The sequence below is a fragment of the Yersinia sp. 2542 StPb PI genome, assembly GCF_048593855.1.
In the GTDB taxonomy this organism is placed as follows: Bacteria; Pseudomonadota; Gammaproteobacteria; order Enterobacterales; family Enterobacteriaceae; genus Yersinia; species Yersinia enterocolitica_E.
In genome coordinates, this window is the sequence record NZ_JAZGQA010000013.1 from 15,618 (window position 1) to 35,824 (window position 20,207).

Below are 20,207 nucleotides of genomic sequence, written 5' to 3' on the forward strand. Positions count from 1 at the left end.
CTGTGGGTATTGTTTTTACTCAACAGGCCAGCCTTTTGCGGAACCGATTATGGAGTTACTGAATTCGTCCTCTCAATTGATTGTCCTGCTTTTTTTGCTGTCGGTGCTGCCACTGCTGATGGTGATGGGCACTTCATTCCTCAAACTATCGATAGTTTTTTCTTTGTTACGCAATGCGCTGGGTGTTCAGCAGGTGCCTCCTAATATCGCTATTTATGGACTGGCCTTGGTGTTAACCATTTTCATCATGGCACCGGTTGGCTTAGATGTGCATGCCCGACTGCAAGATGAGCCGCTCCCCAACGACATTGGCGCTTTGCTACAGCAAATTGATGAGCATGCTCTGGCGCCATACCGCGATTTTTTACAACGTAATACCGATACAGAACAAGTCACTTTTTTTAACGATATCGTCCAAACCAAATGGCCCGAACGCTATCGCAATAGTGTAAAACCCAATTCACTGCTGATATTAATGCCCGCATTTACGCTAACCCAACTGACTGAAGCATTCAAAATCGGGTTGTTGCTCTATTTGCCGTTTGTGGCGATCGACTTAATTGTGTCCAATATTCTGTTGGCCATGGGCATGATGATGGTGTCACCCATTACCATTTCACTCCCATTCAAGTTATTGATTTTTATTCTTATTGATGGTTGGGGATTACTACTGGGTCAGTTGGTGGGGTCGTATTTATGACTCTCGACCGAGGGATGTATCAATGAGTAATGCCATTGTTGTTCATCTGGCGACCCAACTGTTATGGATAGTGTTACTGCTCTCGATGCCGGTGGTGGTGGTGGCCTCCGTGGTCGGGCTAATTGTCAGTTTGTTGCAGGCACTCACCCAAATCCAGGATCAGACATTACAATTTTTGATTAAATTACTGGCGGTGTCAGCCACGTTATTGATTACCTACCATTGGATGGGGTCGACACTGCTGAATTATACCCAGCAGACTTTTCTGCAAATCACCAGTATGCGGTCCTGAGATGCCAGACTCTCTGTACTGGCTTGAGGCGCTGGGGTTGGCGATGATGCGCCCTTACGGCATGTTGCTGATATTACCCCTGTTTACTGCGCGCAGTCTGGGCAGTAGCTTATTGCGTAACGGCCTGGTTTTTGCCATAGCTTTGCCGGTCACGCCACTGTTTTTCTCCCTGCCACTGATAACCCACGATAGCCTCATCGGTTGGTTTGGGGGGCTGTGTGTTGAGCTATTGATTGGGGTGATGATTGGCTTTGTCGCGGCGCTGCCTTTCTGGGCCATCGATATGGCGGGGTTCCTGATTGATACTCTGCGTGGTGCCACCATGTCCACTTTGTTTAACCCCAGTATGGGCATGGAATCCTCTATTTTTGGTGTGTTGTTTACGCAAATATTAACCGTACTGTTTTTATTATCTGGCGGTTTCAATCTGGTATTGGCAGCACTCTATGGCTCCTATGAGATTCTGCCTGCTGGCAGTGGTATTCGCCCCTCATCAGCGATGCTGCACTTTCTACAAAGTGAGTGGCTACTGATGCAGGAACTCTGTCTGAGCTTTGCGTTACCCGCGATGCTGGTGATGGTATTAGCTGATTTATCTTTAGGATTAATCAATCGCTCGGCACAACAACTGAATGTTTTCTTTCTGGCGATGCCGATTAAAAGCGCATTGGCTCTGCTTTTGTTACTGATTAGCCTGCCTTATGCCCTACATCACTATCTGGTGGGGATTAACCAGACCGAACAGAAGATAAACACACTTATCCCGTTGATCAATGGGGCTGCCGATGGGGGGTGAGAGCAGTGAAAAGAACGAAAAACCTACCGCGAAACGCCTGAAGGAAGCTCGGGAGAAAGGGCAGGTAATTAAAAGTGTTGAGATAACCTCCGGCGCCCAGTTAGTGGTGCTGGTGGTTTACTTTCTCCTGACCGGCTACACGTTGGTCGATCAGGCCGTCGCACTTATCCGTAGTTCAATCAGCCAATTACAACAACCGTTGACCATGGCACTGGCCCGCATTGGTGCGGAGTGCATGGCAGTACTTATTCATATTATGGGGATATTAGGCGGTGCGCTGATTTTAGTCACCATTCTTGCCGGTATCGCGCAAGTCGGGCCGTTATTGGCAACCAAAGCGGTAGAGTTTAAAGGCGAACACATCAATCCAATCAATAATGCCAAACAATTATTCTCACTGCGCAGTGTGTTCGAGTTAATCAAATCTTTATTGAAAGTAGGGGTGCTCACGCTGATTTTCGGCTATTTATTGCTGCACTATGCGGTTTCTTTTGGTTATCTGGCTTACTGCGGAAGTCGCTGTGCGATCCCCGTCTTTGCCACATTAATGAGCTGGCTACTGGGTGCTCTGGTTGCCTGTTATGTGGTTTTCTCTTTGATGGATTATGCCTTTCAACGCTATAACATCATGAAACAACTAAAAATGTCTCTGGAAGAAATCAAGCGGGAACATAAAGACAGCAACGGAGACCCACATATCAAACAGAAACGCCGGCAGTTACAGCATGAAGTGCAAAGTGGCAGTTTCGCAAAAAACGTCAGACGCTCTACCGCAGTGGTCCGTAATCCCACCCATTTTGCAGTTTGCCTGTTTTATCACGCTGATGATGCACCCTTGCCCGTGGTGATTGAAAAGGGTCATGGCGAACAGGCCGCGCTGATCATTGCATTAGCAGAGGAGCAGGGTATCCCGGTGGTGGAAAATATTGCGCTGGCACGGGCATTACACCGCGATGTGGCCTGTGGCGATACCATACCAGAGCAATTCTTCGAGCCGGTGGCGGCTATCCTGCGCTTGGCATTGGCATTGGATTACCAGTTAGCGGGTGAAGATGGCTGATCGTGGATGTTTCCTGCCTCTCCGGCACTGTTACTGACGTAACCTTTGATTAACATCTAACTTACGTCACAACATACTTCATTGAATGGATAATTGGCTTATTATATCTAGGTCTATTTTATCGTCGCCGCGAATAGTCTTGATATCGCAAGTGACAGTATCTATTTGGAGGTGTCAGTGTGAGCTGGCAAGCATTTAAATCTCAATATCTGGTGCGCTTTTGGGCGCCACTACCGGCGGTCATTGCTGCTGGTATCTTATCGACTTATTACTTCGGCTTAACTGGCACCTTTTGGGCGGTGACTGGCGAGTTTACCCGCTGGGGAGGCCACCTCATGCAGTTGTTTGGCGCGCATCCGCAAGAGTGGGGTTACTTTAAAGTTATCGGATTGGAGGGGACGCCGTTAGATCGTATTGATGGCATGATGATTATCGGCATGTTTGCCGGATGTATCGCGGCGGCTCTGTGGGCTAACAACGTTAAGTTGCGCAAGCCTCAACACGGTATTCGCATCGCACAAGCGCTGGTTGGCGGCATTATTGCGGGTTTTGGTGCTCGTCTGGCGATGGGCTGCAATTTGGCGGCTTTCTTTACCGGGATTCCACAGTTTTCACTACATGCCTGGTTCTTTGCCCTTGCGACGGCGGCCGGCTCCTACTTTGGTGCCAAATTTACGCTGTTACCTCTGTTTCGCATCCCGGTAAAGTTACAAAAAGTGACGGCTGCATCGCCCTTGACGCAGCATCCGGCCCGCGCCGCACGCCGTTTTCGCCTTGGTATGGTGGTGTTTGTTCTGGCACTAAGCTGGTCGCTGATTGAGCTGTTCCGTCAGCCAAAACTAGGCATCGCCATGTTGTGCGGTATTGGTTTTGGCTTGCTGATTGAACGTGCGCAAATTTGTTTTACCTCTGCGTTCCGTGACTTGTGGATAACCGGGCGTACTCACATGGCAAAGGCCATTATTCTTGGGATGGCGGTCAGTGCGATTGGTATTTTCAGTTATGTCCAACTGGGGGTAGCACCTAAGATTTTGTGGGCCGGGCCGAACGCGGTGATTGGCGGTTTGCTGTTTGGTTTTGGTATCGTGCTGGCCGGAGGCTGTGAAACCGGCTGGATGTATCGCGCGGTCGAAGGGCAGATTCACTATTGGTGGGTGGGGCTGGGTAACATTATCGGCGCGACCATTTTGGCCTATTATTGGGATGATTTCGCCCCTGCTTTGGCGACCAATTATGACAAGGTGAACTTGTTGCAGACCTTCGGGCCAATAGGCGGATTGTTGGTGACTTACCTGATGTTAGCCATTGCCTTTGCTGCCATGCTGTGGTGGGAAAAACGTTTCTTCCGTAAACAGAAAGCGGCCACATCCGTTCTGGCTAAGGAGCTACTATGAGTCATTCCTCATCGACAACGACCGTCATCGTACCTGATTACCGCTTAGATATGGTGGGTGAACCGTGCCCATATCCCGCGGTAGCGACGCTAGAAGCCATGCCGCAACTGAAGCCGGGCGAAATTCTGGAAGTGATCAGCGACTGTCCGCAATCGATTAATAATATCCCATTGGATGCGCGAAACTACGGCTATACCGTGCTGGATATTCAGCAGGACGGCCCTACGATTCGTTATTTGATTCAGCGCTGAGATAAGTAAGTCTATGGCTCTGATTTTTCCTTTGGGATTAATGCCTTATCTGCTCAGTGGCTGGGGTGTAATCTGAAAGTGTTTAGTTTGAGTGAGGCGAAATAAGTGATTAGGTGGCCATGAGCATTATTGTTATTAATAATACTCATGGTCTGCCCGATTAGTTCAACTCAGTTGCGGTTTTGCTGGGTGTTGCCACCGCAAGAGACACGCCTGCGGCCCTAAGCCGTTTTAATATGCTGAATAACAAAGAGCTTTTGGTATTACTGACCATTCGTGGACTGGGGACCAGACCGGTCACACTGAGGACAATACCGTCCGGGCTTAACTGACTGAATTTCACTGATGGAGCCGGGGTATCAAGTATCGACTCGTGTTCTTCATAAGCTTCTATCAACAGTGCCTGTGCCAGTTCAACATCCAAATCCAGCGGGAAGGTCAGGGCAATGGTCACCACCCCTTGAGCATTAGCCATGGTGGCGTTACGCACATTCTGCGAAATCAATTGGGAGTTCGGGACAATAACTGTTGAGCGGTCACTGAGTTGGATCTCGGTAGCGCGAACATTGATGCGGCGAATGTCCCCTTCAACCCCACTGATACTGATCAAATCCCCCACTTTGACTGGCCGTTCGGTCAGCAAAATAATGCCGGAAATAAAGTTCTTCACAATCTCCTGCAAGCCAAAGCCGATACCCACCGACAATGCACTGACAATCCAGGCTAATTTATTCCATTGGATGCCCAGTACCGATAAGGTCAGTAGAATCACCAGCACGTAACCGATGTTACTGAAAAGCGTTACCGCCGAGGTCTTTATACCGGAATCCATCTGGGTTTGTGGCAAGAACTCATTATTCAGCCAACGCCGTGCGGCTTTGAGCACGTATAAGCCGACCAGTAAGCAAACCAGCGCATTAAATAAGTTAGTGGGAACAATATTTAATTTTTCCAGCCCTTCGCCACTTAATAACTCTACCGCTTTTTGCAGTAGTGAAATCGGGGTAGTGGAACCAAAGGTGCCATTAAGTAATGCGATAATGGCCAACAATATCAGCAGTACTTTGCTGGAGGCGGAGAGTAACGTTGCGGCCTGGGCCAAATGGCGGTCATCAATATTCAGTGACTGTTTAATGGCTTTACCGGCGCTGCTGGTGGGCGAGAAAATGCTTTCCGCCAAATCAACACACAAATGGACTAATAAATATAAACAGGCGATGACCAGACAGCTCCACACCAACTTGTAACTTAAGAATTTCGCCAGTGCGATATAACCGACTAACAATGACAGTAATATGGCTATTGCCGTAATGCCGATGGCGAAATGAATCAATCCCGCCAGCGTGGAATAGGCTTCAGGTTTTTCGCCATTTACCACCAGATTACGCCGTACCCGATTAGCACGTAACGGAATAATCGCCGCAGTAAGCGCCACCAGCAGCGCCGAAATACCATTACTAAAAATGGCCCCAGACACACTGATATTGATCATATTGTTCATCTGATCAAGGGCACCAAAAATCATGATGCAACTGGCTAGCAGAGGGGGGAATAGTCTCAGTGATGTGGCCACTTCATCAGCGATGGCAGGCAACCGCCATGAGGGGCGTTGGTTGGATAAAAATGCCCGCCCAAGGCCCGCGATTAAAGCTGAGAAGAACATGAGCTGAACAAATGCCAGCGCAAAATCCATCACTACCTGTGAGACATCCGGCGTGCGGGTAAAGGTTTGAGTGATACATTGCGCCACTGTGACGGTGATCAACACCGTACAAAGCGTGGTGGCTGAGGCCATAAAGCTGCGGCGTAGCGGGCCTGGTGGTAAGCATTTGGTACAAAACCAGGCGGTCAGCACATCGAGAAATTTAAAACCAAATATGCTGATTAAGAGTGCTAGCAGCAGATACATCGTGGTGCCGAAACGCCATTCGGGTTCCCAGGCGGCACTCCAGGCATCGGCCAGTTCTTGGGTAAAATCTTTCAGTCGGCGGTCATCGTCAACATTGGGATTGACGATCGGTGCCCAGAAGTTCGCCCCCAAAATGCTGCCAGAATTTAAGGCAATTTGTGATTTCAACGCGGTGCGCCGTAACGCGATGATCTGTGTTGCCAGGTTTTCCGCGTTGGTTTTGATAGCTTGGGCCTGATCATTCTGGCCATCTAACTGGATTTTACGGGTATTCAATATCCGCCGCTGCTGGGCGACTACCGGGGTCTCTGCCAATGCTCCGGCGGCAGGTAACGGGCCTAAAACCTCCAACTGTGTTTGCAGTTGTTCCCGCTTGGGCTTCAGGTCGGCTATCAAGATATCAGCATCACGCGCCAGTGCCAGTGCGGTCTCGTTTAGCACACTCAACTGGTTATCGGAGGTACTGGCAGAGACACTCTGCTTCAGCTTATCCAACTGTTTTTGTAGGCTAATCAGTTGTACTGATACTGCCGGTTTTACTGGCGCCTCACTGTTTTCAGCCGCAGCATCTGATGCTATGGCGGCAACGCTGGTACCTGATATTGACGCAAAAATAAGCGTTAGCAGCAGCCACAGCAGCGGATAATTTCTACGTGCAACAACGTACCCAATCTTTTTCATAAAACCGATCAGCCTGAAAGTGAGTGCCACAATTAACCCAAAAATCCGATAGGTGTGCTGTTAAAGCCAGCCTGACCGCCATTGTGGCACATTCTGCACGTTACGGAATAATCTTACTCCGATAATTACTCCTCCCTCTCAAATGATAAAGATAATAATTATCATTGAAATTAACACTCTCATTTAATAGATTGTGCGCTGAACTTATGGACCCACGATATGTGGCACGCAGGCAATATTATTGCGCTGTGAAATAGCAATGGATGCTGGTTATAACCATCTATTTTATATGCCTAATTATCTGGGGAAGATAACTATGTTTTCGGTTTTTGTAATAAAGCGTTCTGCTGTTTTATGTTCATTGGCGATGTGTATTCCTTTCGCTTCGCTGGCTGAAGATACGATAGAAGTCACGGCCAAAGCAGGTAATGCTGCTGATCTCCCGACCTCGGGCTACACCGCGACAACCACCAAAGGGGCGACTAAAACGGATCAACCCTTAATTCTTACCGCCCAGGCGGTATCGGTGGTGACCCGTCAGCAGATGGATGACCAAAATGTCGCTACGATTAATCAGGCGCTGAATTACACTCCTGGCGTGTTCACCGGTTTTTCCGGCGGAGCCAACCGCTATGACACCATCGCACTGCGGGGTTTCCATGGCGGTGATGTGAACAATACCTTCCTTGATGGTCTGCGCTTACTCAGTGACGGCGGCAGCTTTAACGTGTTGCAAGTAGACCCGTGGTTCCTGGAGCGCATTGATGTCATCAAAGGCCCCTCTTCGGCACTGTATGGTCAGAGTATCCCCGGCGGTGTGGTGATGATGACATCTAAACGCCCACAGTTTACTTCTGAAGGCCATTTCCGCCTGACGGCCGGTAATAACAATACACAAGCGGTTGCCTTTGATTATACCGATGCTATATCCGAGCATTGGGCGTTTCGCCTCACCGGGATTACCCGTAACAGTGACACCATGTACGACCATCAGCGTGAAGAACGCTATGCCATCGCACCCTCATTATTGTGGCAGCCGGATGAGAATACCTCTTTGTTATTGCGGGCTAATTTGCAAAAAGACCCTTCTGGTGGTTACCACAGTTCGGTGCCGGCTGATGGCAGCATCTATGGGCAGAAATTAAGCCGTGGCTTCTTTGATGGCGAAAGTAACCACAATGTATTTAAACGTTGGCAGCAAATCTATAGCTATGAATTTTCACATAAATTTGATGATGTTTGGTCATTCCGCCAGAATGCCAGTTACACCCATTCCAATACTCAGTTAGAACAGGTTTATCAGGGAGGATGGAATAGCGATCGCACTCTGATGAATCGCTATTATTCCGGTGAGGATTCCTCGCTCAACGCGTTTGCTATTGATAACCAACTGGGTGCTGATTTTGCTACCGCCGCAGTTGAACATAAGGTGATGCTGGGCTTTGATTTCCAGAAGTTCAGCAATAATCTGCGCAGCGACAGCGCTTTTGCGACCACACTGAACCCTTACACCGGTATTTCGGCGGGGAGCACGCTTTATAGCGATTATCTGCTGACCACTCCGGGCATCAACACCTCCTATTTAAACCGCCGCTATGAACAGAGTGGCATCTATTTGCAAGATGAAATGACGCTGGATAATTGGCACCTGAATCTATCAGGCCGTTATGACCGGATGAAAACTGAAAACATTAATAAGACTGCCAATAGCACCGATGAACGTACCGATAAACATGCCAGTGGGCGCGCGGCATTACTGTATAGCTTCGACAGCGGCATTTCACCCTATGTCAGCTACAGTCAGGCCATCACGCCAAGTCTGTTCCCGGATGCCCAACAAAACTTATTGAAACCGATGACCAGCGAGCAGTATGAAGTCGGTATCAAATATCAGCCGCCGGGCAGCACTTCACTCTATTCCGCCGCTTTATATGACCTGACACAAAATGATGTGGCAAACCGTGCCGTGCCGGCGACCTATTTTGTGCCAGCCGGTAAAGTTAATTCACAGGGGTTGGAACTGGAGGCCAGAAGCCAGGTTAATGACCGGTTAAGTGTGATTGCGGGCTATACCTATAATCGGGTGAAATTCAAAGATGCTATTGATGGTAATGATGGCAATACACCAGTATTAGCGCCGTCAAATATGGCATCACTGTGGGCGCAATATGAAGCAGGTTACGGCATCAATATTGGTGCGGGTATCCGCTATATTGGCAAGCAGTGGGCTGATGATGCTAATACTTTGCGCGTCCCCTCTTATACACTGGGCGATGCCTCTGTCCGTGCTGATTTAGGCACTTGGGCTGCGTCGTTGAAAGGGGCATTTGTTCAATTGAATGTGAATAATATCGCCGACAAAAAATACGTCGCAGCCTGTTACAACACCTCTTATTGCTACTGGGGTGCTGAGCGCTCAGTGCTGGCAACCGTCGGTTATGATTTCTAACTAATAATACTGGCTTCGGTACGGTATTACACCGAAGCCAGTCTATTCAGCTTTAAGCTTATTTACTGCCATGAGAACCCTAACTCAGCGCCAGAACGGGCGGCTGTAATCCCGTTTGATATCATCCCGGCTTAGGCCAATATCCTTTAATTGATCTGAATTCAATCTTGACAGTGTATTCGCGGTTTTACGTCGTTCATTACACTGGTATAGGTATCTGTATGCTTTCAGCCACACTTGAATAAAAATATTGTGGCGGCTTTTCGTTGCTCGAGCAGCCGATAAACAACATTCATCTATTTGATCTTCAATTATATTATTCATCATCGACTCCCCGTCATTAGGTGAGCCACTAGCATGAAACTTTGGCGAAAAACATTACAGATGCAAATGGGGACTATTATTTCCATACAGATATGCGATATATAAACTGAATGGTACAAATAAGCGCCATCTGTACTGGTCCCACTCAATTTATCAGGTGATATCAATGACTCGTTACCAACAACTGGCTGATATTCTTAGTCAACGGATTAAAGAGGGGCTGTATATTGCAGGGGAGCGGCTGCCTTCTGTCAGAGTATTGAGTGACGAGCATGGTGTCAGTATCAGTACCGTCCAGCAGGCTTATCGGCAGCTGGAAGAGTGCCTGCTAATTGAAGCGCGCGCGAAATCGGGCTATTTCGTGCGTTGCAGTTCAAACCTGCCTTCCTTACCGGCGACATGCACCCATGCCCAGCGGCCGGTAGAGGTATCACAGTGGGAAAATACGCTGGCATTTTTGACCAGGGGCGATCAAGCGAATGTTATCCATTTGGGCGTCGGTTCGCCCGACCTGTCTGGGCCAGGACTAAAAATACTCAGTCGATTGCTTAGCCGAATTAGCCTACACCAAAGCGAGGAAGTGCTGGAGTACGACAATATTTATGGTACCCCGGTTTTGCGTGAGCAAATTGCCCGGCTGATGCTGGATAGCGGTAATCATCAGTCGGCTGAAAATATCATTATTACTTCTGGCTGCCATGGCGCATTGGTTATCGCATTGGGGGCGGTTTGTCAGGCCGGTGATATTGTTGCTATCGATTCCCCCAGTTTTCACGGTGCGATGCAAACCCTGAAAGGGATGGGAATGAAGGTGATTGAGATCCCGACCGATCCGGTGGTGGGGATCAGTCTGGAGGCATTGGAAATGGCACTGGATCAATGGCCGATCAAAGTGATTCAGCTTACTCCAACCTGCAATAACCCTCTGGGTTACAATATGCCGGACGAACGCAAGAAGGCTTTACTGACCTTAGCTCAGCGCTATGATGTGGCGATTATTGAAGATGATGTATATGGCGGGTTGGCTTATCAATATCCGCGCCCACCGACCATTGCCTCATTTGATGATGATGGTCGGGTACTGCTGTGCAGTTCTTTTTCTAAAACGGTGGCACCTGGTTTACGCATTGGTTGGATTGCACCGGGGCGCTATTTAGAGAAAGCGCTGCACATGAAATATATTTCTGCCGGGCGGGTGGCGTCGTTGCCACAACTGGCGATGGCTGAGTTTATCAAGCAAGGGCATTACATGCAGCACTTGCGCCGGATGCGCCGCCAATATCAACGTAACCGCGATATTATGACCGGTTGGGTAATGAAATACTTTCCACCGAGTACCTGTCTGAGCAGGCCGCAGGGCAGCTTTATGCTCTGGGTCGAATTGCCTCATGGATTTGATAGCTTGCGGCTTAATCGCTGCTTATTACCACAGGGGGTACAGGTTGCCGCTGGGTTTATTAGTTCAGCTTCAGGGAAATACCGCAATTGCCTGCGGCTCAGCTACAGCAAACCAATGACCGCAGAAATCGAACGGGCAGTGCAAATCGTTGGTAAGGCAATTTATGAATTGTTGGCTGATGCAGAACCGCAGGTGGTGTTAGAAAAGCAAAGCTAGCCTTAGACGGGTGAGGCTAATGACAAAGTGTCGGCGGTGCAGAGAATAGGCAGATGGTAAAATCGCCCTTGGTGGTTCGAGCTGCGCCATCCCAGGCGCGACGTTTTACTCTTTTGCCTATTCTCACGGCTTCAGATCGCATCATCGTGATTTGTCGGCAGTCTGACTGGCCGCTCGCTTTGAGCCTCGCAATGTGTATCATTTACTGGCGCAGATAGATCTGTGGTAGTGCGGTTTCAGGGTGGCGTGAAATCCCCAAATCTGCCTGATACCAGCGAGTCAGCGTCTCGGCATTGAGCACTTCCGCTGGTGTGCCACAGGCCACCAGTTCGCCCTGTGCTAGCAGCAAAATACGATCGGCATAGAGTGCGGCCAGATTCAAATCATGTAACACGCAGCACACCGCCAAGGGTTCTTGGTGGGTGAGCTGGCGCAATAGGCGCAGGGTATGCTGTTGATGATACAAATCTAATGCGGAGGTCGGTTCGTCAAGGAACAACCAGCGTGGTGTCGGTTGTGGTTGCCACAATTGTGCTAATACGCGGGCTAATTGTACCCGTTGTTGCTCACCACCAGACAGTGCGCGATAGTCACGCTGTGCCAGTGACAAACAGTCCGTTTGAGCCATCACCTCTTCTACAGCTTGCCTATCTTGTGCCGCGCCATAAGGGGCACGGCCCATCTGAATCACTTCGCTAACACTAAATGGAAAAGCCAGACTGCTGTATTGCCGCATGACTGCACGGGTACGGGCCAATTCCTGTGGCTGCCAGCTCTTCAGATCTTTGCCGAGCAATTGGCACTCACCATCAGAAGGGGTGAGGTAACCGGTTAACAAGCGCAGCAGGGTTGATTTCCCCGCGCCATTCGGCCCGATAATAGCTACCATTTCGCCGCTGGCAATTTGTAGCGAAACATTCTTGATTAGCCTCTGGCCCTGCACATGATAGGCGAGCTGATTAGCCTCCAATAACGCCGTCGGTGTTACTGCCTGATTAACTCCAGCTATATTAAGCCCTGCTATATCAACCACTGAGTTGCTCCCGCTGACGTAAAATCAGCCATAGAAAATAAGGGCCACCCAGTAGGCTGGTTATCAACCCGACCGGCATTTCAGCCGGGGCGACTAAGGTACGGGCCAGAGTATCGGCGGTCAGTAATAGACAAGCCCCACCCAGTGCGGCACCGGGCAGCAACCAGCGGTGGTCAGCACCGATACGCATGCGGATAAGATGTGGCACGACCAGCCCGATAAAACCGATAACTCCACTGACAGCCACCGCGGCACCGATCAAGATGGCGCTCAGTAATAGCAAACGCAGCTTGGCTTGGCGTACATTAACACCGAGGTAGTGTGCCTCTTCATCTCCTAGCTGCAACAGATTCAACTGACGCGCCTGTAATAATCCAAGAACACAGGCGGGTAGGATCAAAGAAGCCGCCACCATCAGTGTTGACCATTGAGCCTGGCCTAAGCTCCCCATACTCCAGAGTGAGAACTGGCGTAATTGCTGGTCATCACTGATATAAGTCAGCACCCCGACCGCCGCACCGCACAGCGCATTAATGGCGATACCAGCCAGTAGCAGGCGGGATAAGTTGCCATGGCCCCAGCGGCTGAGGGTAAAAATAATGGCTGAGATGGCCAGGCTGCCAATAAACGCGCCGACCATATGACTGTAAAGTGCTAATAGTGGCGGCAGGCTGAATGGCATGACAATAATTAGCCCGACGCACAAAGCGGCACCACTACTGATACCCAATAGGCCGGGGTCAGCCAGCGGGTTACGGAATAACCCTTGCATGATGGCACCGGAAACCGCCAGCGCGCAGCCGACAACCACCGCCAACAACACGCGCGGCAGGCGGATATTCAGCCAGATATGCCACATGGCATCATCTAATGATGCATGCCACAAGGTACGGAACGAGAGCGTCAAAGCCCCCATATTGGCCGAGCCGAGTGCTAATAAGATTAGAACCATCAGTAAGATGCTCAGCATCAGGCGTGGATGGATACGGCAATTCATTGCGCTTGTTCCATGCCTTTGCGCAGCAGCGTCAGCACTTGCGGCGTTTCCAAGCCAAAGCCAAGTAATGCCATGTCGTCCACCACTAATAGGCGCTTATGTTGACCCGCGGGTGTCAGGGCTATACCGGGTAATTTCCAGACCCCCTCATTGCCACCCAGTGCTTTCACACCGGCACTGGTAATCAGCAATAAGTCTGGCGCACTGGCGATAACCCCCTCTTGTGACAGTGGGCGGTAGCGGCTAAAGCCTTGCATGGCATTGCTACCACCAGCGGCACGGATCATGGCATCTGCGGCAGTATTTTGACCGGCAGCCATCGGTGTCAGGCCACCGTGACTCATAACAAACAGCACTTTTACCGGCAGTGGCGTACTGCTCACCGCAGCTAAACGTTGTTGGTAGTCCTTAATCAGTTTTTGGCCTTGTTCTGGCTGATGAAGCGCTGTGGCGACCGCACTAATCTTCGCCGTTACACTTTCCGGCGTGGTTTGTCCCGGTACGGTAACCACGTTAACCCCGCTGTCGGCAACCTGTTTGAGTACCAATGAGGGTTGAGCCAGTGCGCTGACCAACAGCATGGTCGGTTTCATCGCCAAAATCCCTTCGGCATTGAGCATTCGCATGTACCCCACGTCAGGCAGCTTTTGCACTGCCTGCGGTTGTAGACTGGTGCTGTCACGCGCCACAATCTCGCCACCAGCACCGAGTGCATAGGCGATTTCTGTTACATCACCACCAATGGTGACAATACGTTCTGCGGCGAATGTATTTAGCGGCAGAATACCGGCGCTCAGTGACAGAATGAAAGGGAGTGACAGCAGCCTTAGTCTCATGCAGCGATATCCTTATTGATCAGGCGGGCAATCTGCTCACGCCATTGATTTTGTTCTGATTGCCCTTCGGTGCGTTGGCCATAAAGTTGAGCAAGTTGGGTACCATCGGCGGCAAACAGTTCCAAACTGGTGACAAACCCATCTTTGGTTGGTTTACGGGTGATCCAGCTTTCAGCAATAGCAGTTTCAATCAGATGCAGCGTAAAGCGTTTATTGAAAACGTTAATCCAGTCTTGATGCGGGGCCACTTTCTCAATTAAACCGGTGAAAATTTGCACGCAGCCGCGGTTACCCACAAAAATCATGATTTCGTTCTGATCCTGCTGGGCGATATTCAGTAGTTGTGTCAGTGAACGGTTATCAACACGATAGGCGAGATCATCCCCGACGGCGCGGAATGCTTGCTGGCGGGTCAAATTATTGCGCTTAAGCAACTGGAAGAATTGGTGTACATCGGTCATGGCACGCCATTCGGTATCCACGGTGGCATCATCAACTGTTGGCTCGGCCACTTCAGGTGTACTCAGTACTTCTAATGGCAACGCTGGGTTTTCTGTACTGATAAACTTCTCCAGCACGGCTTGCCAAGCCGCCCTATCCGTCTGTTCAGTAGCATAGACTTTATGTAACGCATCACCCTGCTGGTCAAAGAACTGGATACTATGGCGCACGCCGTGGCGTGTCTCTTCTGACAGTGTGAATGCACTGGTCCACTGATTGAGGAACAACCGCAAATCCAATTCACGCGGGTTAAGGATTAAACCCGCATGACCGTTCAGATGTTGATTCTGGTAACGGCCCATCTGCTCATGCACGGCATAGGTGTTGCGGGTGATAGCTTTGGCTTCTCCCACCGCCTCCAATGCGGCCAGTAGGGTGCGGGCATCACCTTGTAAGCGTTTTGCATCATGACCCACACGGCTATGAGTCAGTTCCGCTTCTGAAATACCCATTAGTGTCGCTAAATCACGCGCGTATTTGCCTGGGTTATCCGCTTTGGCTTGTATGTACTGCTCATATATAGATTTGCTCATTGATGACATCCTCGTTCTATTGATTTTTTATATGCAGGTGACAGCGTTAAATGATAATCCGGTAATCCATAAATTGGATTACCGGATGAGTAGTTTCAGACTATCTTTTTTTAATGAATTACCACTGGTAACTCACAAATAGCTTCGCGTTGCGGCCATCTTGTGGCACGCCTTGCGGCGCGTAGTACTCTTTGTCGAATGCGTTGCCCAGAACCACGGTCGTGGTGACACCTTTCAGTTGTTCCTGGCCTTTATAGCTGACATAGAAATCATTGAGACCATAACCGGCCTGACGTTTACCGGTGCTTAACGGTTTGGAGCGGTCAGCAAATGTGGCAATCCAACCCAGCGCGAAACCACTGCTGGCAACCGGGATATCCACTACGCTGGTGACGGTATCCGGGCTAATGGATTCGAGCCATTCATTGGTACTCTGATTTTTACCCCGGGTACGGTTATAGGCCAGATCCCAGTTAAACAGGGCTGTTTTGTAGCTCATGGTGGCATCCCAACCCCAAATTTTTGCCCGCTCGATATTCACTGATGTGGTGGTTGTGCGCGAGACAGTCATGTTGATGTAGTCTTTCGCATTGGTATCGAAGTAGCTGGCCTTGAATTGCAGGTCATCTTCAGCCATTAGCAAGTCACTGAAACGCAGGCCGAACCCGTACTCTTGGGTTTCATTAGTTTCCGGTTTTAGATTCGGATTGGGTACCCAGTAATTGCCGGGGAAATGCCGTGAATCGTTGTACATCTCGCCCATGGTTGGTGCGCGGAAAGCTTGGGCATAGGAGCCAAACAGCATCAACCAGTCAGTGGGGGTAACACTCACTGCGCCGCGTGATGACCATTTGTCGGCATCGACGTCAGCATAGCCTTCGCTGCTGCCGCGATAGTTGTCATAACGGGTACCGGCTAAAATGGACACTGGCAGGTCGCGCAGGGTGATTTCATCTTGTAGCCAGCCGGAGCCAAACCGGATATCTGCTTGTGGGAAGCTGGTCGTCGCGCCTCCCGGCGTCTGCTCTTGTTTATAGGCTTCTGTGCCGTAAGTCAGCAGGTGTGATGCAACGCTGTCGGTAAACAAACGCGTCCGGTTTTCCAGCTTTCCGCCTTCCGTGGTTTGTTTACGTCCCTCTTCGGCTGAACCTTGTGGCCGTGCATTGATTTCCACTTCAGAGTAGTAAACCCGTGCGGTGGCATTCAACCACTCCTGATCCAGTGGCTTAAGGTGGTAACTGAGTTGGGCATCACGTTGGATCGTTGAACGATTGGTTATGACATTGCCACTGGAAGCCGCACTGGTTTGTGGATTTTTGGGTTCTATTGCGTTGTTGTTGTAATAGCGCAGATTAGCACTCAGTGACTGAATCGGGTCAATATGCCAGGTTCCTTTTGCCAGCACATTACTGATGGTTTCGTCATTTGGTGCATCAAAACCATTACTCTGACGGATATTGCCGATATCACGGGTACCGAAGGAGAGAATGCCATCAACATCATCGGTGCGGCCATAGGCACTGGCACCCAGGCCGAAACTGTGATCACCGGTAGCCGCAGAGCTGTAAACGCGGTAACCGGTATTTTGGCCCGCTAACAGCAAGTCAGCGGCATCGACAGTTTCAAAAGAGATAACACCACCTAATGCGCCACTGCCGTACAGTAGGGCAGATGGGCCACGCACCACTTCAACACGTTTCACCAGTGCCGGATCAAGGAAAGTGGCGTTCAGATGGCCGGTATCGGTACCTTGGCGAATACCATCAACCAGAGTCAATACACCTTGCTTACCGTAGCCACGTAGTGTCACATCCTGGCCGTTGACCCGCCCGCTGCCGGTGACGGTCAGCCCCGGTATTTTGCGCAGCATATCTGCCGCAGAGGTGGCGGTCTCGCTGGTCGGCGAGGTACCTTCAATCACGGTTACCATCATCGGTGCTTCAAAGCTACTGCGCTCATTACCTGTTGCCGTAACCACCATGGTATCGGTAGTGTGTTTTTTACTGCTTGTCGGCGTGGTAGTGGTATCAGCCGCTTGAACGGCCAAAGGCAGTGTGCAAGCGATCGCCAAACTGAGTGGGGACCAGCGGAAACGGTCAGAAATGAAACGAGGCATGTCGGCAATTCTCCATATTTTCTATGCGAATAAAACAGATATATAGGTTGCTGGCTGCCTTGATTCGAGAATCTGGGTGGCTTGCTATCCCCTTCGTCTTTTGATGCTACAGCAGTATTAGCGGCCCGTTACTCGGCCCTCGCCTCTGTACGGCTGCTGTTTTGCTGTAATACCCATGACGTGGGTTCTGTGTATGTTATTTGGTCAGTATTAGTTTGCCGGCCTTGGTCTGGCGCAGTTGATAGTGTTCGCCTTGATGGACGATAAAGGCGACACCGTGCTCTCCCAGCAGTTGTTCGCTGGTGACAGACAAGGGCTTACTTGCTGTCGGATACTCGACAGCAGGTTCGTCGTTCAACCTCGGTGTTTTATTCAACTGTGTGTCCATATATTTAGCACGGAAATGATAACGAGTATCAATATAATAAGCATTATCATGTATGATCGAATGTTACATCAAGACATATTTATTGTTAATTGATGTTTTAGTTAGCGAACTAAGCTTGGCTCGACAAGCGCATAAGTTTGATGCCAGCGCCATCCGGGGCTCAAGGCCGATAATGGTTGAATCAGGCAATCGCACGCGGGTCAGTAGTTGGTTTGGCTGGATGGACGAGATAATCGCGTAGCTGTACTTAGCCAAAAAACACCCGCAGCCACCACGGTCTATGGCCTTCTGACGGCACTGGCAGAAAGTGAAGAAACTAAATATAATGAGGTCATACATTAACCAGAATTATATTAAGGAGGATTACTATGTTGACCCGTGAATTGTTTCTTTATTCACTCGTCTTTAGTGATCGTGATTGCTCAAGCGTTACCGGTATCGTGCTGCGATAACTTGCTTGAGCGAAGCTAACTAACACTCTGACAACTTCCCTCCGGCTTACCGGTTATCGTCGGCTTTATTGACGATAGGCATCTCTATGCCTGTAAAACTTGAGTAAGCAATGACCACATTACTTTCTGCAAAATCTGTCGGTTACGACAACACTTTCGGCCCACTGCTGGCTGAGATTTCCTTCGGCCTGAAAAAAGGTGACCGCATTGGTTTGATAGGCCATAACGGTTGTGGAAAAAGCACTCTGCTGAAAATCCTCAGCGGTGATCTTCCCGCCACGGCCGGTACTATCACTACCGCCAACCAGTGCCTGATGGCCCGGGTTGAACAACATCTCCCCGCCGCTTTAGATGATTGTACCTTACTGGATGCGGTGCTCAATCATCTCCCCAATAGCCTGCATCAACCAGAACGTTGGCAAGCAGAGGTTTTGCTCGTCAGCTTGGGGTTTGATGAACCCACTTGGACGCTGACTGCCGGTACGTTAAGTGGTGGTCAGCATACGCGTCTGTTGCTGGCACGAGCACTGATCCGCCAGCCAGATTTGCTGCTATTGGATGAACCCAGTAACCATCTGGATTTACCTACCCTGCTGTGGCTGGAGCAGTTTCTCCTGAATTGGGGTGGCAGTTTTGTACTGGTTTCACATGATCGCAGTTTGCTGGATCGTGTGACCAACTGTACCTGGATTTTGCGTGACAAAAATCTGCAATTTATCCGCCTGCCATGCACTCAGGCACGGCAGGCATTGGCGGAGAAAGATATCTCGGACAGTCATCGCCGTTTAGCCGAACAGAAGGAAATTGATCGGGTAGCAAAAAGCGCCAAGCGACTGGCCATCTGGGGCAGCGTGTATGACAACGAAAAACTGGCGCGTAAGGCTAAACAAATGGAGAAACAGGTCGATCGCCTCAAGGATGAGCAAACTCAGGTCACCGCCGGTAATCAGTGGCAATTGCGCCTAAATGGCGAAGCTCTGGCGGCAGACCGAGTGCTGGCACTCTCAGATTTACGGGTTCGACCAGCGGCTCAGGCACCGGTGCTATTTGAATTGGCACAATTTCGGGTCAAAAGCGGTGATCGCGTTGCATTAGTAGGTCGCAATGGCTGCGGTAAATCTTCTCTGTTGCACTGCCTATGGCGGGCCTTTAGCCAACCAGAGACCGCCGACGTGGGAGTGACGTTCCACCCTAAAGTACGTGTGGGCTATTACGACCAAAGTCTGCAACAACTGCGTGATAAAGACACTCTATCCGAGGCTCTAGCCCCCTTTGCACCCTTGACCGAAGATCAGCGAAAAATGGCGTTGATCGGTGCCGGATTCCCCTATCTTCGGCATCAGCAGCTGGTTAGCACCTTGAGTGGTGGAGAGCGTTCACGCTTGTTATTTATCGGCCTGACACTGGCTAACTATTCATTGCTACTGCTTGATGAACCGACTAACCATCTTGATATGGAAGGTAAAGAAGAGCTGGCAAATACGCTGAAAACCTTCAGTGGTGCGGTGTTGCTGGTTTCCCATGACCGTACATTGATTGAACAAAACTGCAATCGTTTTTGGTTAATCGATAAGCAGCGGTTGGAAGAGTGGCACCATCTAGAACCGGTCTATGCCATTTTGGCCGATAAACCTGCATCAGTTTCTGTGCCCGCCTCCACATTCGAACCTGAGTCGATAATGTTAGTGGAAAGTGAAGAAGAGCAGTTGTTGGCTGAGTTGTTGGAATTGGAAAGTAAGCTGAAACAGGATCTGGCACGTAAGTTCAAGCATCAGAAGCCAGAGCTGCAATGCCAGTGGCGACAACAGATAGCGCAATTAAACACCTTACTTGATTTGACGTAATGCTCAAGCCGCAAGGATGCGGCTTGTTTTTGTGGC

The 20,207-nt window shown here is 49.9% G+C and carries 17 protein-coding genes; 9 read left to right on the forward strand and 8 right to left on the reverse strand.

All coding sequences use genetic code 11. The annotated features are described in order from the left end of the window. Window positions 1-49 precede the first annotated feature (49 nt). From sctR to yedF, 6 genes are all read left to right on the forward strand, one after another. The gene (gene sctR, locus V1952_RS03450; protein WP_372559973.1) at window positions 50-700 is read left to right on the forward strand and encodes a type III secretion system export apparatus subunit SctR; all 651 of its coding nucleotides are present in this window, start codon (window positions 50-52) and stop codon (window positions 698-700) included. Window positions 701-722: 22 nt separating this feature from the next. Continuing rightward, a complete protein-coding gene (locus tag V1952_RS03455; RefSeq protein WP_050085721.1) occupies window positions 723-992 on the forward strand; it encodes an EscS/YscS/HrcS family type III secretion system export apparatus protein in 270 nt (89 codons plus the stop codon). A gap of 1 nt (window position 993) precedes the next feature. Next, window positions 994-1,788 carry a type III secretion system export apparatus subunit SctT gene (sctT, locus tag V1952_RS03460; protein ID WP_372559972.1) on the forward strand — a complete coding sequence of 265 codons (795 nt, stop codon included), beginning with the start codon at window positions 994-996 and terminating at the stop codon, window positions 1,786-1,788. Next, entirely contained in the window at window positions 1,778-2,848 is a 1,071-nt protein-coding gene (locus V1952_RS03465) for an EscU/YscU/HrcU family type III secretion system export apparatus switch protein (RefSeq protein WP_420074317.1), read from the forward strand. Before sctT ends, V1952_RS03465 begins: the two co-directional genes overlap by 11 nt. A gap of 179 nt (window positions 2,849-3,027) precedes the next feature. Next, on the forward strand, window positions 3,028-4,242 hold the full coding sequence (yedE, locus tag V1952_RS03470; RefSeq protein ID WP_372559970.1) for a selenium metabolism membrane protein YedE/FdhT: 1,215 nt from the start codon (window positions 3,028-3,030) through the stop codon (window positions 4,240-4,242). After that, window positions 4,239-4,493, forward strand: coding sequence for a sulfurtransferase-like selenium metabolism protein YedF (yedF, locus tag V1952_RS03475; RefSeq protein ID WP_083161077.1), 255 nt, complete (start codon window positions 4,239-4,241; stop codon window positions 4,491-4,493). Before yedE ends, yedF begins: the two co-directional genes overlap by 4 nt. 160 nt (window positions 4,494-4,653) lie before the next feature. Here the strand turns inward: yedF and V1952_RS03480 are convergent, their stop codons facing one another. Further along, window positions 4,654-7,113: a DUF3772 domain-containing protein gene (locus V1952_RS03480; protein WP_372559969.1), complete on the reverse strand. Its 2,460-nt coding sequence runs from the start codon at window positions 7,111-7,113 to the stop codon at window positions 4,654-4,656. Between the two features lie 286 nt (window positions 7,114-7,399). Between V1952_RS03480 and V1952_RS03485 the strand changes: the two genes are divergently transcribed. Next, on the forward strand, window positions 7,400-9,532 hold the full coding sequence (locus V1952_RS03485; protein ID WP_372559968.1) for a TonB-dependent siderophore receptor: 2,133 nt from the start codon (window positions 7,400-7,402) through the stop codon (window positions 9,530-9,532). An 84-nt stretch (window positions 9,533-9,616) separates the two neighbouring features. Here the strand turns inward: V1952_RS03485 and V1952_RS03490 are convergent, their stop codons facing one another. Continuing rightward, a complete protein-coding gene (locus V1952_RS03490; protein WP_420074318.1) occupies window positions 9,617-9,859 on the reverse strand; it encodes a DUF1127 domain-containing protein in 243 nt (80 codons plus the stop codon). A 163-nt stretch (window positions 9,860-10,022) separates the two neighbouring features. On the opposite strand from V1952_RS03490, the gene V1952_RS03495 reads away from it, so the two are divergent. After that, window positions 10,023-11,471 (forward strand): PLP-dependent aminotransferase family protein, encoded by a 1,449-nt coding sequence (locus V1952_RS03495; protein WP_420074319.1) that lies wholly within the window; start codon window positions 10,023-10,025, stop codon window positions 11,469-11,471. 202 nt (window positions 11,472-11,673) lie between these two features. Here the strand turns inward: V1952_RS03495 and V1952_RS03500 are convergent, their stop codons facing one another. The 6 genes from V1952_RS03500 to hemP form a co-directional block, all read right to left on the reverse strand. Further along, entirely contained in the window at window positions 11,674-12,480 is an 807-nt protein-coding gene (locus tag V1952_RS03500; RefSeq protein WP_420071011.1) for a heme ABC transporter ATP-binding protein, read from the reverse strand. A gap of 16 nt (window positions 12,481-12,496) precedes the next feature. Beyond that, on the reverse strand, window positions 12,497-13,501 hold the full coding sequence (locus V1952_RS03505) for a FecCD family ABC transporter permease (RefSeq protein ID WP_083161071.1): 1,005 nt from the start codon (window positions 13,499-13,501) through the stop codon (window positions 12,497-12,499). Then, the gene (locus V1952_RS03510; protein ID WP_420070995.1) at window positions 13,498-14,337 is read right to left on the reverse strand and encodes a heme/hemin ABC transporter substrate-binding protein; all 840 of its coding nucleotides are present in this window, start codon (window positions 14,335-14,337) and stop codon (window positions 13,498-13,500) included. Before V1952_RS03510 ends, V1952_RS03505 begins: the two co-directional genes overlap by 4 nt. Further along, window positions 14,334-15,371: a hemin-degrading factor gene (locus V1952_RS03515; RefSeq protein WP_420070994.1), complete on the reverse strand. Its 1,038-nt coding sequence runs from the start codon at window positions 15,369-15,371 to the stop codon at window positions 14,334-14,336. The genes V1952_RS03510 and V1952_RS03515 overlap by 4 nt, the downstream gene beginning before the upstream one ends. A gap of 118 nt (window positions 15,372-15,489) precedes the next feature. Further along, window positions 15,490-17,487: a TonB-dependent hemoglobin/transferrin/lactoferrin family receptor gene (locus tag V1952_RS03520; RefSeq protein WP_420070993.1), complete on the reverse strand. Its 1,998-nt coding sequence runs from the start codon at window positions 17,485-17,487 to the stop codon at window positions 15,490-15,492. Between the two features lie 196 nt (window positions 17,488-17,683). Continuing rightward, window positions 17,684-17,875 (reverse strand): hemin uptake protein HemP, encoded by a 192-nt coding sequence (gene hemP, locus V1952_RS03525; protein ID WP_083161063.1) that lies wholly within the window; start codon window positions 17,873-17,875, stop codon window positions 17,684-17,686. Between the two features lie 562 nt (window positions 17,876-18,437). Between hemP and V1952_RS03530 the strand changes: the two genes are divergently transcribed. Then, window positions 18,438-20,171, forward strand: a complete 1,734-nt coding sequence (locus V1952_RS03530) for an ABC-F family ATP-binding cassette domain-containing protein (RefSeq protein ID WP_420074320.1) — start codon at window positions 18,438-18,440, stop codon at window positions 20,169-20,171. Window positions 20,172-20,207: the final 36 nt, after the last annotated feature.

What these genes read in the sequence shown, in the direction of transcription:
- sctT (WP_372559972.1), top strand. Translation starts at nt 994, where the DNA reads ATGCCAGACTCTCTGTACTGGCTTGAGGCGCTGGGGTTGGCGATGATG.
- V1952_RS03455 (WP_050085721.1), top strand. Translation starts at nt 723, where the DNA reads ATGAGTAATGCCATTGTTGTTCATCTGGCGACCCAACTGTTATGGATA.
- V1952_RS03485 (WP_372559968.1), top strand. Translation starts at nt 7,400, where the DNA reads ATGTTTTCGGTTTTTGTAATAAAGCGTTCTGCTGTTTTATGTTCATTG.
- V1952_RS03515 (WP_420070994.1), bottom strand. Translation starts at nt 15,371, where the DNA reads ATGAGCAAATCTATATATGAGCAGTACATACAAGCCAAAGCGGATAAC.
- V1952_RS03495 (WP_420074319.1), top strand. Translation starts at nt 10,023, where the DNA reads ATGACTCGTTACCAACAACTGGCTGATATTCTTAGTCAACGGATTAAA.
- yedF (WP_083161077.1), top strand. Translation starts at nt 4,239, where the DNA reads ATGAGTCATTCCTCATCGACAACGACCGTCATCGTACCTGATTACCGC.
- V1952_RS03520 (WP_420070993.1), bottom strand. Translation starts at nt 17,487, where the DNA reads ATGCCTCGTTTCATTTCTGACCGTTTCCGCTGGTCCCCACTCAGTTTG.
- V1952_RS03505 (WP_083161071.1), bottom strand. Translation starts at nt 13,501, where the DNA reads ATGAATTGCCGTATCCATCCACGCCTGATGCTGAGCATCTTACTGATG.
- V1952_RS03490 (WP_420074318.1), bottom strand. Translation starts at nt 9,859, where the DNA reads ATGATGAATAATATAATTGAAGATCAAATAGATGAATGTTGTTTATCG.
- sctR (WP_372559973.1), top strand. Translation starts at nt 50, where the DNA reads ATGGAGTTACTGAATTCGTCCTCTCAATTGATTGTCCTGCTTTTTTTG.
- V1952_RS03510 (WP_420070995.1), bottom strand. Translation starts at nt 14,337, where the DNA reads ATGAGACTAAGGCTGCTGTCACTCCCTTTCATTCTGTCACTGAGCGCC.
- V1952_RS03530 (WP_420074320.1), top strand. Translation starts at nt 18,438, where the DNA reads ATGACCACATTACTTTCTGCAAAATCTGTCGGTTACGACAACACTTTC.
- hemP (WP_083161063.1), bottom strand. Translation starts at nt 17,875, where the DNA reads ATGGACACACAGTTGAATAAAACACCGAGGTTGAACGACGAACCTGCT.
- V1952_RS03465 (WP_420074317.1), top strand. Translation starts at nt 1,778, where the DNA reads ATGGGGGGTGAGAGCAGTGAAAAGAACGAAAAACCTACCGCGAAACGC.